The sequence below is a fragment of the Methylocystis silviterrae genome (assembly GCF_013350005.1).
GTDB classification, from domain to species: Bacteria; Pseudomonadota; Alphaproteobacteria; order Rhizobiales; family Beijerinckiaceae; genus Methylocystis; species Methylocystis silviterrae.
Genome location: NZ_JABVWW010000001.1, coordinates 167004 through 182809, shown reverse-complemented (window position 1 = coordinate 182809; position 15806 = coordinate 167004). Strand labels below are relative to the sequence as shown.

The 15806-nt window shown below is 65.7% G+C and carries 15 protein-coding genes; 6 read left to right on the top strand and 9 right to left on the bottom strand.

What is annotated here, in order from left to right; all coding sequences use genetic code 11:
• Positions 1-67: 67 nt before the first annotated feature.
• Positions 68-679, top strand: a complete 612-nt coding sequence (locus tag HUN39_RS00870) for a TMEM175 family protein (protein ID WP_232365830.1) — start codon at positions 68-70, stop codon at positions 677-679.
• Here HUN39_RS00870 and HUN39_RS00865 read toward each other — a convergent pair.
• From HUN39_RS00865 to ccmI, 6 genes are all read right to left on the bottom strand, one after another.
• Positions 676-1860 (bottom strand): FAD-dependent monooxygenase, encoded by a 1185-nt coding sequence (locus HUN39_RS00865; protein ID WP_175092634.1) that lies wholly within the window; start codon positions 1858-1860, stop codon positions 676-678. The genes HUN39_RS00870 and HUN39_RS00865 overlap by 4 nt on opposite strands.
• 10 nt (positions 1861-1870) lie before the next feature.
• Entirely contained in the window at positions 1871-2122 is a 252-nt protein-coding gene (locus tag HUN39_RS00860) for a zinc-finger domain-containing protein (RefSeq protein ID WP_175092633.1), read from the bottom strand.
• A 93-nt stretch (positions 2123-2215) separates the two neighbouring features.
• Positions 2216-2680 carry a cytochrome c-type biogenesis protein gene (locus tag HUN39_RS00855; RefSeq protein ID WP_175092632.1) on the bottom strand — a complete coding sequence of 155 codons (465 nt, stop codon included), beginning with the start codon at positions 2678-2680 and terminating at the stop codon, positions 2216-2218.
• A gap of 215 nt (positions 2681-2895) precedes the next feature.
• On the bottom strand, positions 2896-4863 hold the full coding sequence (locus HUN39_RS00850; protein WP_175092631.1) for a heme lyase CcmF/NrfE family subunit: 1968 nt from the start codon (positions 4861-4863) through the stop codon (positions 2896-2898).
• 136 nt (positions 4864-4999) lie between these two features.
• Positions 5000-5437 carry a cytochrome c maturation protein CcmE gene (gene ccmE, locus HUN39_RS00845; RefSeq protein ID WP_175092630.1) on the bottom strand — a complete coding sequence of 146 codons (438 nt, stop codon included), beginning with the start codon at positions 5435-5437 and terminating at the stop codon, positions 5000-5002.
• A 57-nt stretch (positions 5438-5494) separates the two neighbouring features.
• Entirely contained in the window at positions 5495-6610 is a 1116-nt protein-coding gene (gene ccmI, locus HUN39_RS00840) for a c-type cytochrome biogenesis protein CcmI (protein WP_175092629.1), read from the bottom strand.
• A 207-nt stretch (positions 6611-6817) separates the two neighbouring features.
• Between ccmI and HUN39_RS00835 the strand changes: the two genes are divergently transcribed.
• Positions 6818-7294, top strand: coding sequence for a DUF2721 domain-containing protein (locus HUN39_RS00835; RefSeq protein WP_175092628.1), 477 nt, complete (start codon positions 6818-6820; stop codon positions 7292-7294).
• Here HUN39_RS00835 and purB read toward each other — a convergent pair.
• A complete protein-coding gene (gene purB, locus HUN39_RS00830; RefSeq protein WP_175092627.1) occupies positions 7248-8555 on the bottom strand; it encodes an adenylosuccinate lyase in 1308 nt (435 codons plus the stop codon). The genes HUN39_RS00835 and purB overlap by 47 nt on opposite strands.
• Before the next feature lie 92 nt (positions 8556-8647).
• Between purB and HUN39_RS00825 the strand changes: the two genes are divergently transcribed.
• Positions 8648-9892 (top strand): NAD(P)/FAD-dependent oxidoreductase, encoded by a 1245-nt coding sequence (locus tag HUN39_RS00825; RefSeq protein ID WP_175092626.1) that lies wholly within the window; start codon positions 8648-8650, stop codon positions 9890-9892.
• Positions 9893-9927: 35 nt separating this feature from the next.
• Here the strand turns inward: HUN39_RS00825 and HUN39_RS00820 are convergent, their stop codons facing one another.
• Entirely contained in the window at positions 9928-10335 is a 408-nt protein-coding gene (locus HUN39_RS00820; protein ID WP_175092625.1) for a DUF2794 domain-containing protein, read from the bottom strand.
• Between the two features lie 467 nt (positions 10336-10802).
• Between HUN39_RS00820 and htpG the strand changes: the two genes are divergently transcribed.
• From htpG to HUN39_RS00805, 3 genes are all read left to right on the top strand, one after another.
• Positions 10803-12713 (top strand): molecular chaperone HtpG, encoded by a 1911-nt coding sequence (htpG, locus tag HUN39_RS00815; RefSeq protein ID WP_175092624.1) that lies wholly within the window; start codon positions 10803-10805, stop codon positions 12711-12713.
• Between the two features lie 2 nt (positions 12714-12715).
• Positions 12716-13615: a peptide chain release factor N(5)-glutamine methyltransferase gene (prmC, locus tag HUN39_RS00810; RefSeq protein WP_175092623.1), complete on the top strand. Its 900-nt coding sequence runs from the start codon at positions 12716-12718 to the stop codon at positions 13613-13615.
• 517 nt (positions 13616-14132) lie between these two features.
• Positions 14133-15008 (top strand): DUF4167 domain-containing protein, encoded by an 876-nt coding sequence (locus HUN39_RS00805; protein ID WP_175092622.1) that lies wholly within the window; start codon positions 14133-14135, stop codon positions 15006-15008.
• Positions 15009-15012: 4 nt separating this feature from the next.
• On the opposite strand, the gene HUN39_RS00800 is transcribed toward HUN39_RS00805, so the two are convergent.
• Positions 15013-15771 carry an MOSC domain-containing protein gene (locus HUN39_RS00800; RefSeq protein WP_175092621.1) on the bottom strand — a complete coding sequence of 253 codons (759 nt, stop codon included), beginning with the start codon at positions 15769-15771 and terminating at the stop codon, positions 15013-15015.
• Positions 15772-15806: the final 35 nt, after the last annotated feature.

Sequence of the window (15806 nt, the reverse complement as noted above, 5' to 3'; positions counted from 1 at the left end):
GGCGAGCAGGAAGCGGGCGAGCGCATTCCCGCGCGATTGCGTATAGCGTCGGAAAGAACAATCGGCCTTGGAGCGGATTTTGGAGAAGCAGCGGCTTGAAGCCTTCAGCGACGGCGTCATTGCGATCATCATCACGATCATGGTGCTCGAACTGAAGCCGCCGCATGAGGCGAGCTTTACGGCGCTCGCGCAACTCGCCCCGGTCTTTTTCAGCTATGTTTTGAGCTTCGCCTATATCGCCATCTACTGGAACAATCACCATCACCTGCTGCAGGCGTCCTCGCATGTGACAGGCCGGGTGCTGTGGGCCAACGTCCATTTGCTGTTCTGGCTGTCTCTCATTCCCTTCGCCAGCGCCTGGATGGCGGAGAACCATTTTGCTGGAGCGACCGTCGCGGTCTATGGCGCAGCGCTGCTGGCGCCGGCCATCGCTTATTCCATCCTCAGCCGAATGCTTCTGAAGACGCATGGGCCTGAGTCGACGCTCGCGCGCGCGCTGGGCGTTGACGTCAAAGGCAAGATCTCGGTCCTGTTTTATCTTCTCGCGATCGGGCTGACGTTCATCGATCCGCGACTCTCGCTCGCGATTTACGTGCTGGTGGCGCTGATGTGGCTTGCGCCCGATCCGAGAATTGAGCGGGTCCTCACCGATAAGCGACGAAGCGAAGCCGAACGCTAACGATAAAGCCAGGCGTTGCGCGCCAGCATGCCGCCTCCGCCGAGCGCCCGAATCGCAAGATTGCGGGCCGCGGCCGGCAGCCCGCTCATATGGAAATATCCGCCCTGACGACGCGAGGCGCTCACGACCCGGTCAGCGCGGGGAAGCCTTGCGCCCTCATAGGCGGCGAAGGCGGGTTCCACCGTCGCGCCCAATCGCATGAAGGCTTCGCCCAAGGCGTCAGCGTCTTCGATCGCCTGCGCGGCGCCTTGCGCGAGAAACGGGACCATCGGATGCGCGGCGTCGCCAAGGAGCGTCACCGGTCCCTGCGTCCAGTGTTCCAGCGCCGGCCGCGTGAACAAAGGCCAGTGGCGCCAGGAGGCGCCAGCTTCGATCAAGTCGCGCAGTTCTGCCGCAATTTTACGCGGCGCGAGTCGGCGCGCGAGCGCGGCGCCCTCAAGCGACAGGCTTGAAGCGGCGTCCTCCGCCTCCGGCGGCTCTTCGATGATGACGACGGCGTTGATCACTGACGCGTCGCGCAGCGGATAATGCACGACATGGGCGCCCGGCAGCAGCCAGAGATTGGACGCGCGCGCGCGCAGCGCCGCCGGAACGCTGTCGGCGGGCAGCGTCGCGCGCCAAGCGACGCAGCCGGAATAGGCGGGCGCGTCGCGCTCGGACGGGACGAGATGGGCGCGCACGCTCGACCGCACGCCGTCGGCGCCCACTAACCCCGCCGCCTCGATTTCCTCGACGCCGTCCTGGGTGTGCACGCGAAGGCGAACGCCTCTGGCCGTCGCCTCGAAATCGCCGACGCGGGCGCCGGCGCGGACATGAGTCTGCGGATTGTCCAGCGCCGCCTGCAGCAGCGCGCCCTGCAAATCGGCGCGGTGGAAAAGCCGGAACGGCGCGCCCCAGCGGGTCCTCGCGGCGGAAAGGTCTAGGCGCGCCAGAATGGCGCCGTCCCGCCCGCGGCGGATATTGATGGCCTCGGGCTCCAGAGCGACGGCGGCGAGGGCGGGCTCGAGCCCGAGCTTGGCGAGGATGCGCCCCGCGTTCGGCGCGATCTGCAATCCCGCGCCGACCTCGTCGATCCGAGCAGCGCGCTCGAGCACCAGCGTGCGCTTGCCGGCGAGCGCCAGCGACAGGGCCGCGGCGAGGCCGCCAATGCCTGCGCCGGCGATGACGATCGGCGCGTTCACCCGCGTAATGTCAGGCGGCGGCGTCTTCGGAGACGCGATAGACGCATTCGGCCGGGTCGGCGCCGCCGCGCAGGGCCGGGTCGTAGACGTAATGCGTCGAGCAATAGGGGCAGACGGCCTCGTTCGACGCGCCCATGTCGATATAGACATGGGGGTGATCGAAGGGCGGCAGCGCCCCGATGCACATGAATTCCTTGGCCCCGATCCTGATCTGCGCGACGCCGGGCTGATTGTGGAAATGGGGCGTGGAATGCTGGGCCATGATCCGCTCCTTGAGAGGCGCCGGGGCGGCGGGAACTGTCCCGCCCCTATAGTCCAGCGGGCGCGCGTTGGATAGGGGTTTAGCTCTTGGGGTTTAGCTCTTGAGCCTTTCCAAGTCAGAGACGCCCAGAGTTTTCAGTCGTGCGCGCTCTTCTTCGCTGAGCGCCTTGGCGGGCGCGGCGGCGAGGCCCGCCCGTCGCCTGGCCGCCATCCAGACGGCGGCGGCGCCGGCGAGCAGCGCGATCAGCGGCGCGGCCCAGAGCAGCAGCGTGCCGGGCTTCACCGGCGGGCGCAGCAGCACGAAATCGCCATAGCGGGAATGGACGAACTCGCGCACCTGCGCATCGCTCATGCCTTCCTTGAGCTTCTCGCGCACGAGCACGCGCAAATCCTTGGCGAGCGAGGCGTCGGAATCGTCGATCGACTGGTTCTGACAGACGAGGCAGCGCAGCTCGGTGGTGATCGCCCGCGCCCGCGCTTCAAGCGCCGGATCGGCAAGCCTTTCGCCGGGCGTGACGGCGTGGGCGGCGAGCGGCAAGAGGAAGAGCGCAATAAACAAAATGGGGGCGCGCCCCCTCTCCCGGAGGGAGAGGGGGGCCCGGCGAAGCCGGGTCGGGTGAGGGGTTACGCCCTGCTCTTCAAAACCCTGTACGGTTCGTGCGATCGGCCGCGAAATTTTGCGAATAGGATACCCCTCACCCGGTCGCCTCCGGCGACCACCCTCTCCCGATGGGAGAGGGGCGCGCGAACCTACGTCATTCGCTGAAAGTCGGCTCATTCCGCCGGCTCCAGGGCTGGCGCGGCGGCGCGGCGGGCGACGCCGATGCGCAGACGCCGGTCGGCGAGCGACAGCGCGCCGCCGAAGGCCATGACGAGCGCGCCGATCCAGATCAGCGTCACCAGCGGCTTCCAGTACAGCCGCGCGTCGATCGTTCCGTCCTCATGGGAGTCGCCGATCGCCGCATAGACCTGCCCGAGCCCGAGCGTGACGATTCCGGCCTCCGAGCGCGCCATGCGCCGCGCCTGATAGAAGCGCTTGGCCGGTTCGATCGTCGCGAGCGTCGCGCCATCCTTGCGCACCGCCATCACCGCATAGACTTCCGAATAGTTCGGCCCCTGGCGCGGCGACACGGAGTCGATGCCGATCTGATAGGGACCGACGTCGTAATAGCTCAAGGGCTTCATCGCCACGATGGTTTCAACGCCCCAGCCGGTGGCGGCGAGGCCAAGCAGCGTCAGCCCCATGCCGGCGTGGGCGATCGACGTGCCAAAGGCCGATAGCGGCAGTCCGGCGAGCCGCTTCAGGCTCGCGCGTCCGGAATTCCCCCGCACGCGCAGCGCAAGATCGCTCAAGGTGCCGACGACGAGATAGATCGCGATGCCGGCGGTGACGATCGAGAGGAAGGGCGTTCCGTACCAGGCGCCGAACGCCGCCGTCGCGGCGACGCCGACGATGAAGGCGATCCGCAGCCGCTGCAAAGCGGCGGCGAGATCGCCGCGCTTCCAGGACAGCATCTGGCCGATCGGCATCAGCAGGGCGAGCGGCAGCGCGATCGGGATCAGTACGGTGTTGAAGAACGGCGCGCCGACGGAAATCTTCTCGCCGGTGATCGCTTCGAGCGCCAGCGGATAGAGCGTGCCGACGACGACAGTGGCGCAGCACGCCGAAAGCAGCAGATTGTTGAGGACGAGCGCGCCTTCCCGCGAGATCGGCGAAAACAGACCGCCGACCGGCAGCGCGCCGGCCCGCAGCGCGAACAGCGCAAGCGCGCCGCCGATAAAGAACACGAGAATGGCGAGAATGAACACGCCGCGGTCGGGATCGCTCGCGAACGCATGAACGGACGTCAGCACGCCAGAGCGCACCAGGAACGTGCCGAGCAGAGACAGCGAGAAGGCAAGGATCGCGAGAAAGATCGTCCAGACCTTCAGCGCCTCGCGCTTTTCCATCACAGCTGCGCTGTGCACGAGCGCAGTGCCGGCGATCCAGGGCATCAGCGAGGCGTTCTCGACCGGGTCCCAGAACCAGAAGCCGCCCCAGCCGAGCGTGTAATAGGCCCAGTACGACCCCATCGCGATGCCGAGCGTCAGCGCGATCCAGGCGAAGAGAGTCCATGGGCGAATGACGCGCGCCCAGCCAGCGTCGATGCGTCCGCCAATAAGCGCGGCTGCGGCGAAAGAGAACACGATCGAAAAGCCGACATAGCCCAGATAGAGCAGCGGCGGATGGATCGCGAGGCCGGGGTCCTGCAGGATCGGATTGAGATCGCGGCCCTCCCACGGCGCCGGCGCGACGCGGGCGAAAGGATTTGAGGTGAGCAGAATGAAAAGGAGAAAGGCCGCGCCGAGCAGACCCTGCACGGCGAGCGCGTCGGCGCGCAGCCTGTCGGTCATGGACGTCGAGAAAATTGCGATCAGCGCGCCGCACAGCGAGAGAACGAGCACCCACAAGAGCATCGAGCCTTCGTGGTTCCCCCACACGCCCGAGATTTTATAGATGAAGGGCTTCAGCGAATGGGAGTTCTCGATGACGTTGACGAGCGAGAAGTCGGAAACAACATGGGCGTAGGTCAGCGCGCCGTAGGAGAGCGCGATGAACAGGAATTGCGTGATCGCCGCGGGGCGCGCGACGCGCATCAACGCGGCGTCGTTCAAGCGCGCGCCGATGAAGGGAATGGCGAATTGCGCCAGCGCAAGGGCGAGCGCGAGGACAAGCGCGTAATGTCCGGTTTCAACGATCATGCTGCTGTCTCCACCTTCTCCCGCTTGCGGGAGAAAGTGTCGCGCCGAAGGCGTGACGGATGAGGGCCCTCACCCGACCCCGCTTCGCGGGGCCACCCTCTCCCGCAGGCGGGAGAGGGAAGATGACCGCGCACGCTCACTTCGTCTCTCCCTGCCAGACGCCCTGCTTCTTCAAGGCGTCGGCGACGTCGCGCGGCATGTAGCGTTCGTCGTGCTTGGCCAGCACGCTGTCGGCCCGAAAGGCGCCGTCAGGCTGCAGCACGCCGTCGACGACGACGCCCTGCCCTTCGCGGAAGAGATCCGGCAGCAGGCCTGTGTAGGACACCGCGAGATCGCTCGTCTTGTCGGTGACGGTGAAGCGCACATCTTGGCCATTCTTGACGACCGTGCCTTCCTTCACCAGCCCGCCGATGCGCAGCCGCGCGCCGGAGGCCGTTTGCTTCTTCGCAAGCTCCGACGGCGTGTAGAAGAATACGATATTGTCGCGCAGCGCGAACAGCATCAGCCCGGCCGCGAGGCCAAGAATCGCCATCGCTCCGGCAATCAGCGTCAGCCGCTTTCCCTTACGCGTCATTATTCAGAACGCTCCCATGCGGCCACGTATGGCCGCTCTCGCGAAGAGGCGAAACGTCTAGCCTCCGATATTCAGCTCCTTCGCCAGCGCCTCGATGCGGGCGACATCATCTTGCTTGCTGGCGAGCGCCTTGCGGGCCTCGGTCACGGCCTTTTTGGCCTTTTCGGTCTCGGCGAGGACGCTATAGGCGCGAATGAGCTTTAGCCATCCCTCGACGTCGTCGCCCTTGGATTCGAGCCGCGAGGCAAGACGGTCCACCATGCCGCGGATCATCTCCTGACGCTGATCGGCGGGCATCGCCGCGATCGCTTTGCCCTGCTCGCTCGACGGCCCGCGCGCGACGACCGGCGGGTTCGCCTCGCCGCGCAGATTGGCGAGCTGGGCGTTGACAGCCTTCAGATAAGCGGCGTCGGCCGGCGCGTCAGCAGCCATCTTGGAAAAGATTGCGATCGCCTTGTCCTTCTCGCCGGCCTGCGCCGCGGCGAGTCCAAGATAATACTGCGCCTCGGGCGCCGCCGCGTCGAGCGCGAGCGCCGCCTCGAAATCCTTCTTGGCTTGCGGCGTCACCACGCCTTGAGCGACGACGACGCGTGCTTCTCCGAGCGCCGCAAGTCGCGCCGCGGTTGCGCCTAAAAGTCGCAGCGCTTCCGAATAGGCGTGGACGGCGTCTTCGCCGCGCCCCGTGCGCAGCAGATATGGCGCGATGACTTCGAAGCCGCGGCCGTCTTCGGGATGCTCGCGCAAATGCTGTTCGATGCGCGCGACGGCGCCGGAGAGGTCATTGCGGTCCGGCGCGGAGTCGAGCCGCGCTGTCAGCGGCATATCCGGCATGTCGGAATGGCCGAGCCGCGCATAAAGCATCAGCGCGACGGCGGGTATGACCACGATAGCCGCGAGCGCCGCGGCGAGCGCGAGTTTGCGCGAGGCCGCGACCTTGGGCTTTGGCGCCGCTTCGGCCCGCAACAGCCGGCGCGCCGCCTCGGTCTTCGCGGCTCCCGCGTCCGCCGCGTCGAGGCGTCCTTCCTCGCGCTCGCGCTCGATTTCGGCGATCTGCTCCTCGAAAAAGGCGACGTCGGCGGCGCTTTCATCCTGCGCCCCATTCCGCATGGCGAGCGGCGCCAGCACCGCCATCACCGCGGCGCCGGTCAGCAAGGCGAAGATAAGCCAGATCATGCCCGCTCTTTAAGGCTTTGCGCTCCCTATTGGAAGGGCGGCCATCGTCCCTACACGCCCTTCGCGATCTGGTCCTTGCGCCGGGGCGGCTCATTATCGTGACTGGCGCCAATGGCGCTGGCCGTCACGGTAACGCTTGACTGGCGAGCGCGCCTCATCGGAATTGCGCTGTATCCTCGTGCGAGACCTCATGCTCCGAGACCCCTCATGCTCATCAACACGCCTTCGATCGAACAGCTTTCCAATGTGATCTCGCAGGTCACCGGCCCCGCCTTTCTGCTCGCAGCCGAGGCGCAGCTCTTGGCCGTCCTCGTCTCAAGACTGGAGCGCATTGTCGATCGATCGAGAATGATCGCCCAGACCGACCGCAGCAGCGCGGAATACGCCCATCTGCAAGCTGAACTGCCAATCCTCAGAAAGCGCGGCACGCTGATGCATTACGCCATGTACTGGGGCGTGGCGAGTTGCATCGTGACGTGCGTTCTCGTCATCGTCAGCTTCACGGCGGCCTACCTTCATGTGCGCCATGAGTATGGCGCGGGGTTGCTGTTCGCCCTGGCGATGGCGCTCTTCACCGCCGCGCTGGTCGCCTTCGCGAGAGAATTGCAGCTTGCATATTTTGAGATTAGCGGCGGCGCTATGCCTCCCCAAACACGCGCGCGAAAATCGTATCCACATGCTTGAAGTGGTACGAGAGGTCGAACAGCGCGTCCAATTCCGCCGCCGACAGCTTCCCACTCACGTCCTTGTCCTGTCCGAGCAGCGTGCGGAAATCCCCCTCGCCGCGCCAAACCGGCATGGCGTTACGCTGCACCATGGCGTAGGCGTCTTCGCGCGAGACGCCTTTTTGCGTCAGCGCCAGAAGCACGCGCTGCGAATGAATGAGTCCCCCCAGCTTCTCTAAGTTCTTGCGCATATTCTCTGGATAGACGACGAGATTGTCGATGACGCTCGTCAAGCGCGCCAGCGCGAAGTCCAGAGTGACCGTCGCGTCAGGCCCGATCATGCGCTCGACGGACGAATGCGAAATATCGCGCTCGTGCCAGAGCGCGACGTTTTCCATCGCGGGGATCGCCATGCCGCGCACCAGCCGCGCGAGGCCGGTCAGATTCTCGGTCAGCACGGGATTACGCTTATGCGGCATGGCCGAAGAGCCCTTCTGGCCGGCCGAAAAATATTCCTCCGCCTCGAGCACTTCGGTGCGCTGAAGATGGCGGATTTCGATCGCCAGCCGTTCGACGGAAGACGCCACGACGGCGAGCGTCGCAAAATACGCCGCATGCCGGTCGCGCGGAATGACCTGCGTCGAAATCGGTTCGACGGTCAGTCCCATCTTATGCGCCACATAGTCTTCGACGCGCGGATCAATATTGGCGAAAGTGCCGACGGCGCCCGAAATCGCGCAGGTCGAAATTTCCCTGCGCGCTTCGACGAGCCGTTCGCGCGCGCGGGTGAATTCGGCGTAAGCCTGCGCCAGTTTCAGCCCGAAGGTCGTCGGCTCGGCGTGAATGCCGTGCGAGCGGCCGATCGTCGGCGTATATTTATGCTCATAGGCGCGCGTCTTGAGCGCGGACAGCAGCGCATCGACGTCGGCGATCAGCAGATCCGCGGCGCGCGACAGTTGCACGGCAAGACAGGTGTCGAGCACGTCGGAAGACGTCATGCCCTGATGCACAAAGCGCGACTCGGCACCGATGAATTCGGCGAGATGAGTCAAAAAGGCGATCACGTCATGCTTCGTCACCCGTTCGATCTCGTCGATTCGCGCGACGTCGAAGGTGACGAAATCCGCTTTGTCCCAGATCGCCTTGGCGCTCTCCCGCGGGATGACGCCGATCTCGGCGAGCGCGTCGCAGGCGTAGGCCTCGATCTCGAACCAGATGCGAAACCGCGTCTGCGGCTCCCAAATCACGGTCATCTCGGGTCTGGAATAGCGGGGGATCATCCGGCGCGCCTTGAAAATTTGAGGAAGAGAGAGGCGCCTAGCATGCGCGTTGCATCAAAGTCCATATATGGGCTGATCAGGTGGGAGGATTCATGCAATCGACGGACGTCGTCGTTCTTGGCGCCGGCATTGTCGGAGTGAGCGCCGCGCTGCATCTGCAGGCGCGCGGCCACGACGTCGTGCTCATCGATCGCGCCGGCGCCGTGGGTCAGGAGACGAGCTTCGGCAACGCCGGACTGATCGAACGTTCGTCGCTCATCCCTTATCTCTTCCCGCGCGACCCGGCGAAGCTCATCAAATATGCGCTGAACCTTCTCCCTGAAGCGCATTACCACGTCTCGGCGCTGCCGGCGGTGGGGCCATGGCTCCTGCGCTATTGGCGCGAGAGCGCGCCGGAGCGGGTGCGGCGGAATATCGAAGCGCGGCGCCCGCTGATCGAACACAGCCTGAGCGAGCATGAGGCGCTGATCCAGCAGGCAGGCGCCGGCGAGCTGTTGCGCAGGACCGGCTGGATCAAGCTGCATCGCAGCGGGGAGACTCTCGCCGCCGGCCTCGCCGACGCCGAACGGCTGCGCGCCTATGGCTTACATATTGATACGCTCGACGCCGCCGCAGTCGCTTCGCTGGAGCCCGATCTCGCCCCGATCATGGGCGGTATCCATTACCGTGACACCGCCGCGATCATCGATCCCGCCGCGCTCTCGAAAGCCTACGCCGATCTGTTTGTCTCACGCGGCGGCCAATTTCTTTCCGGAGACGCGCGCAGCCTTTCGCAAGAGCCGGATGGGCGCTGGCGCGTCGAGACGGCGAACGGGCCGCTCGTCGCCGGCGCCGCGGTTGTGGCGCTCGGCCCCTGGTCGGATTTTGTTTATGGGCCGCTCGGCTATCGCATTCCGCTCGGCTGGAAGCGCGGCTACCACATGCATTACGCCGCGAAGGACGGCGCAAAGCTCAATCATCCGATCCTCGACGCCGACGTCGGCTATCTCCTGGCGCCGATGCGCCGCGGCGTCAGGCTGACGAGCGGGGCCGAATTCGCCCGCCGCGACGCGCCGCCGACCCCCGTGCAGATCGAGGTTTGCGAACCGACGGCGCGCCGATTGTTTCCGCTCGCCGAACGGCTCGACCCGGAACCCTGGCGCGGCGCGCGGCCCTGCCTCCCGGACATGCTGCCGATCGTCGGTCCGGCGCCGCGTCATCGCGGCCTATGGTTCGATTTCGGCCATGCGCATCATGGGCTGACGCTTGGGCCGGTCTCCGGCCGGCTGCTCGCCGATATGATGACGGGCGAACAGCCCTTCATCGATCCCGCGCCCTATCGGGCCGATCGATTCTGATCTTGCGAGGACGCCTTTGTGAGATGCTTGTCCGCCTATTCGGCGCCGACGAGCCTCAGCGCGCGGTCCAAAACCCGCACCACCCTCGAAAGATCATGGCCGCGCCGAAGCACGAGCCCTGTCGCGGCGATCACGGCATAGGCGCCTTGTCGACGCGAAAGCGCAGGATCCTTTTCGATTCGATACAGCGGCGCCTCGCTCGCGCGCCGAAAAATGGAGAACACGGCCTTCGCCGGCGTGAAGTCGATCGCATAGTCGCGCCATTCCCCCTGCGCGACTTTCGCTCCATAAAGTTTGAAGATGACGTTGAGTTCTGGGCGGCTGAACGAGACCGCCACGCGCTTGTCTCCCCGAGCTCCCTGCGCCGCGTCCAGCGAAGCGCCGTTCACGACGACGAGCGCGGGTCGAACCCGACTGGGCTCCGTCGTCTCCGACTCCGCCATGCGTCCGCTCTCCTCGATCTCTCTTAACCATGTTGGCCTGCACGGATGCGCCGGGCAAGACTTAATGACTGGTTTATGACGAGAATCTTCGCGTCCTTGCTCTCTGATAAGATTTGGCTGGGAAGAATCATACTTTCGCCGACTTGGCGCCCCTTGCCAGCCAAACGCGCCGCCCAAAATGAAGTTCATTGCCTCGACAGCTCGGGGCCACGCGTTTTCGGTTTCGTCAGCCCCCCAGCCCCCCGAAGCGTGTGGTTCCGAGATATAGAGGTCGTGGCGATGGTCGGGCCGGCCGGGAGTTTCGCTCCCGCGCCGGCTCGTCTAGCTCTAGCGGGCCGCCATATCCGCCTTTAGCGGCCGCGCCCCGCCGCCGAGGCTCTTGCAAATTCCGCAACAATGACGAACTCAAGAGCCGCCGTCGCGTCGATTGCGACGTGCATTCTCTTTTTCTTTTCATCGGAGAGAACATGACCGACGACGCCGCATCCGTCGCCGCCGCGGCTCCCGCCGCCGATCCGCAAACCGCCGCCGATTTCGGTTTTGAGGCCGACGTCGCGAGGCTGCTCGAGCTGATGACGCACTCCGTCTATTCGGAGCGCGACGTCTTTTTGCGCGAACTCGTCTCGAACGCCGCCGACGCCTGCGAAAAGCTGCGTTACGAGGCGCTTTCCGACGAAAAACTCGCCGCGCAAGCCGCCGCGCCGCTCGTCACGATCTCACTCGATAAGGAGAAGCGCACGCTGACGATCGCCGACAACGGCGTCGGCATGTCGCGCGAGGAGCTGATCAGCGCCCTCGGCACCATCGCCAATTCGGGAACGCGCGCCTTTCTCGACAAACTCGGGAAGGAAAAGGACGCCGGCTTCATCGGCCAGTTCGGCGTCGGCTTCTATTCCGCCTTCATGGTCGCCGACCGCGTCGAGGTCGCGACGCGGCGCGCCGGCCAGGATCAGGCCTGGCTGTGGAGTTCAGACGGCAAGGGCTCCTATCAGATCACCGCTCTGCCGCTCGAAGCGGCGCCCGCCGTCGGCGCCCGCGTCACCCTGCATCTCAACGCCGACAGCGATGAATTTCTCGACGGCTGGCGGGTTGAAAGCGTCGTGCGCGAGCACTCGGGCGCGATCGCCGCGCCGATTGATCTCATCGCGGCGCCGGGCGAAGAGCCCCGGCGGATCGCCGAAGGCGTCGCCCTGTGGACGAAGCCCAAGTCCGAAATCACACATGAGCAATATGTCGACTTCTACCGGCAATTGTCCGGGCAGCTCGATGAGCCCGCACTGATCGCCCATTGGCGCGCCGAAGGACGCACCGAATATACGGTGCTCGCCTTTGTTCCTGGGACGCGGCCCTTCGATCTCTTCGACCCGGCGCGAAAGAGCAAATCCAAGCTATATGTGCGCCGCGTGCTGATTTCGCGCGACATGGAGCTGCTGCCCGCCTGGCTGCGGTTCATGCGCATCGTCGTCGACAGCGCCGACATTCCGCTCAATGTCTCGCGCGAGATGGTGCAGAAAAGCCCTGTCGCCGGCGCGATCGGCAAGGCCATCGCAACGCGCATTTTGCAGGAACTCAAGAAGCTCGCCGACGCCGAGCCGGAAAAATTCGCGGACGTGTGGAAGAATTTCGGCTCCGTGCTCAAGGAAGGGCTGCATGAAGACCCCAGCCGCCGCGACGCTCTGTTCGAAATTGCGCGGTTCGCCTCGACGACGTCCGAGGAACACACCCGCACGCTCAAGGATTACGTCGCCGATCTGAGGGAAAATCAGACCGCGATTTATTATCTTGTCGGCGACGACATGAAGCGGCTGCGCGCCAGCCCGCAGCTTGAAGGCTTCCGGGCGAGAGGCGTCGAAGTGCTGCTTCTCGACGACGCCGTCGACGCCTTCTGGGTGACGAGCGCGCTTGGCTACGAGGGCAAGCCGTTCAAATCCGTCACGCAGGGTCAGGCCGACATCGATTCGATCGCGCTCGTCGACGAAGCCAAGACGGAGGCGACGGCGCTGGCCGACGTCGCCGACCTGCTTGCAGCCCTCAAGGAGACGCTTGCCGAATATGTCGACGACGTGCGCGCCTCGACGCGGCTGACCGACAGCGCCGTCTGTCTCGTCGCTCCGGACAGCGGCTTGGATCGCCAATTGTCCCGCCTTCTGGCCGAACATGGACAACAGGCGGCCTTCGGAAAGCCGGTTTTGGAGATCAACCCGAGGCATGAAGCGATCGTCGCGCTGGCGACGGCCTTGCGCGCAAAGGGGCGTGAAGCGGCGCGCGACGACCAGCTCCTCCTGCTCGATCTCGCCCGCGTCGCCGACGGCGAGCATCCCATCGACGCGGCGGCTTTCGCAAAAAGGCTGACGGCGCTTCTCGCCAGCCGGGGGTAGAGATGAGTCTGAGCGCGAAGAAGGCCGCAACGAGCGATCCGCTGACGCGCGCCCAGGCGATCGCGACAGTTGCGGACTATCTCGGCGCGCGGGGGGTCGATGACGCGCAGGAGGACGCGCGCGCTCTGCTGCGCGCCGCCACAGGGCTGACGCGGCTCGAACTCGCCATGACGCCGCGCGCGCCGCTTTCTGAGGAGGAGGCGAGCGCCCTCTCCCGCTACGCGGCGCGACGGGCCGCCCGTGAGCCGGTGTCACGCATTCTTGGAGAGCGCGGATTCTGGACGCTCGACCTCGCCGTCGCGCCGTCAGTGCTCGATCCGCGGCCCGACACCGAAACGCTGGTCGAGACGGCGTTGCGCTTCGTTGCGGAACGGCGCGACGCGCCGCTCTCGATTCTCGATCTCGGCGCCGGCTCGGGCGCTATCGCCTGCGCGCTTCTTAGCGAGCTTCCGGCCGCGCGCGCCGTCGCCGTCGATCTCTCGGAGGACGCCTGCGCGGCCACCGCCGCAAATCTCGCCCGTTGCGGCCTGTCAGATCGCGCCGCGGTTGTGCGCGGCCGCTGGGCGGAGGCGTTTCAGGCGCGTTTCGACCTCATCGTGTCCAATCCCCCATATGTGCGCACCGGGGACATCGCAGGGCTCGATCCCGAGGTGCGGCTCCATGATCCGGCGCTGGCGCTCGACGGCGGCTCCGACGGGCTCGCGCGGTATCGGGAGATCATCGGCGACCTGCCGCGGTTCATTGACGAGGACACGGTCGTCGTCTTCGAGGTCGGCTTCGATCAAGCTGCAAGCGTCGCGGCGCTGTTGGAGGCCCAGGGCTTCAAAATCGAGCGTGTGGCGCGCGACATCGGGGGCCACGAGAGGGTTGTCGCGGCGCGGCTTTACCCGTCAAGGCCGTGACATATTGGCGACAGTAACCGCTTTTTTGGCCCGTCTCGCCGCGCTCGGCCTTGTTGGCGGCCACCCCCTCCACTATAGTCATTCCAGGTCCAGCCGATCGCCGACTTCGAGAGAGAACTCGAACGCTTTGGCTCCGTCGCGAACGGAAGCCCGAAACGACCGGCCAGGAGCAACGTCGAAATCGACATGAAAGCGCCGGAGTGAAGACCACTTCGATTGTCGGGAGCGTTGCGATCCGGCAGGCAGGCATGCAGTCGCGTTGGGCATCAAGCAGTTGCGCTGAGGGGAATTGGCGCAGAGCGACGTGGGGCCGCCGATTGCGGCCGACTTGAGGAAAATCGACTCGCGCACAGCATTATCGAAGCTTGAGGTCCGAAAACGGATTGCTGTCGCCTGTCCGTTGGCGCATGCGCCGGGCGAAGGAATTTAGCGGCGACGTTGTTGGGAACGCCGCGCAGGCGGGGCCGAGCGCAGCAAGATTTCGGGGAGTTTGATGAGACCAGGGCAAAACAAGAGAATGCGCGGTCGGAGCAACAACCGCAAAGGGCCCAATCCGCTTACACGGTCCTATGAATCGAATGGCCCCGACGTGAAGATCCGCGGCACGGCTCAGCATGTCGCCGAAAAATATCTTCAGCTCGCGCGCGACGCGCAGTCCTCCGGCGACACGATCATGGCCGAGAGCCTGCTGCAGCACGCTGAGCACTATTTCCGGCTGATCGCCGCCGCGCAGCAACAGCAGCAAGTCAACGGCTATGGGCGCCCGCAGGTGGAAGCGGAAATCGACACCTCCGAGGACGACGACGATTTCGCCCCGCTTCCGGACCGTTTCGCGCCGCTTGCCGAACGGCTGCCGCCGCCGGCCTTCCAGCCGCCGCCGCCCTTCGCGCCGCAACCGCAGCCGCAGCCGCATTTTTCGCAGCCGCAGCCCCAGCCCCAGCCCTTTGAGGAGCGCCCGATCGGCGAGATGCGGGCCGGCGAGCGCGCGGAGCGTCCGGAACGCCCGCAGCGGCACGAACGACCGCAGTTCAACCGAGACCGCAACGCCGAGGGCGGCGACCGTCCGCGTCACCAGGGATATGAGCGCGGCCGCGACCGACGCTTCCAGCCGCGCCCCGAGGCCAGCGCGGCCGAGAGCGAACCAGGGACGGCGCTTCCCTCATTCATCACCGCGCCAGTGGCGCGCGCCGCTGCTCCCAGCGAGAGCGCCGGAGCGGAACCCGTTCTCGAGCGCGAAAATGCGCCGCGTGAACACGAGGGCGGAGTCAATTATCATCTGAGCTCACGCCGGCGCCGGCGCCCGCGCCCGCCGATGGATGACGTCGCCGGCGGCGCACGGGACGATGACGCGCCGCAGGTGGGCGAACTTCCGCTCGAGCCAGATCGGTTCTAGAGCTTCAGGCGAGGATGCTGATCGCGTCGCCGGCCTTGATCCGGCCACCCTCGATCACCCGCGCGTAAACGCCGCAATCAATGTGGCCGAAGTTCTGGCGCAGCGTTTGAACGATATCCATGTCGCGTCGCCCTGTGCCCGGCTCGACGCCTGTGGCCGCGCAGCGATCGGTCATTTTGAGCACCTCGAGCCGCGCGCCGCCGATCGACAGGGTTCGCCCCGGGAGCGCCGCTTCGGCCCATGCGCCCATGTCTTCGACGTAGAGATTGGCGCGAAACCGCAGCGGATCGAGCGCGGCCCCTTGCGCCTGGGCAATCGCCGCAACGCTCGCCAAATTGACCAGTGAGACAAATCCCGACTTTGAATCCGTGAAGCGAAAACCGTCGGGCGCAGCCAGAAGCCGCACGGGGCCACGGATTTCGGGCCCAAGAAAGCCGGTCAGGAAGGCCTCGATGGGCTGACGCCCTTCGGGCGACCGCAAATCGCCTCGCGCGACCTCGCGCCCTGCCCTGGCGATCGTCAATACGCCCGTCGCCTCATCGTAGCGCGTCGCAAGACCCGCGAGCGCGCCGTTCCTCATCAGCATCAGAAATTTGATCTTGGGCTGATGCTCGGGCGCCGCGGGATCGAAGCCTGAAGGGCCGTTTTCCAGCGCAAACAGTCGATCTCCCGGAAAATAGTCGCCAGTCTTCAGATCGGCGGCGTCCAGCGGCTCGGGCGAGAGGCCTTTGACGGGATAGCGATAGAGAGAGGCGAGTCGCATGGACGTCCCTGTTTCGGTGACAAGTCGAGGCGGAT

Coding starts and splice junctions, on each gene's coding strand:
- HUN39_RS00860 (WP_175092633.1), bottom strand. CDS start 2,122: ATGGCCCAGCATTCCACGCCCCATTTCCACAATCAGCCCGGCGTCGCG.
- HUN39_RS00850 (WP_175092631.1), bottom strand. CDS start 4,863: ATGATCGTTGAAACCGGACATTACGCGCTTGTCCTCGCGCTCGCCCTT.
- ccmE (WP_175092630.1), bottom strand. CDS start 5,437: ATGACGCGTAAGGGAAAGCGGCTGACGCTGATTGCCGGAGCGATGGCG.
- ccmI (WP_175092629.1), bottom strand. CDS start 6,610: ATGATCTGGCTTATCTTCGCCTTGCTGACCGGCGCCGCGGTGATGGCG.
- HUN39_RS00835 (WP_175092628.1), top strand. CDS start 6,818: ATGCTCATCAACACGCCTTCGATCGAACAGCTTTCCAATGTGATCTCG.
- purB (WP_175092627.1), bottom strand. CDS start 8,555: ATGATCCCCCGCTATTCCAGACCCGAGATGACCGTGATTTGGGAGCCG.
- HUN39_RS00825 (WP_175092626.1), top strand. CDS start 8,648: ATGCAATCGACGGACGTCGTCGTTCTTGGCGCCGGCATTGTCGGAGTG.
- HUN39_RS00820 (WP_175092625.1), bottom strand. CDS start 10,335: ATGGCGGAGTCGGAGACGACGGAGCCCAGTCGGGTTCGACCCGCGCTC.
- htpG (WP_175092624.1), top strand. CDS start 10,803: ATGACCGACGACGCCGCATCCGTCGCCGCCGCGGCTCCCGCCGCCGAT.
- prmC (WP_175092623.1), top strand. CDS start 12,716: ATGAGTCTGAGCGCGAAGAAGGCCGCAACGAGCGATCCGCTGACGCGC.
- HUN39_RS00805 (WP_175092622.1), top strand. CDS start 14,133: ATGCGCGGTCGGAGCAACAACCGCAAAGGGCCCAATCCGCTTACACGG.
- HUN39_RS00800 (WP_175092621.1), bottom strand. CDS start 15,771: ATGCGACTCGCCTCTCTCTATCGCTATCCCGTCAAAGGCCTCTCGCCC.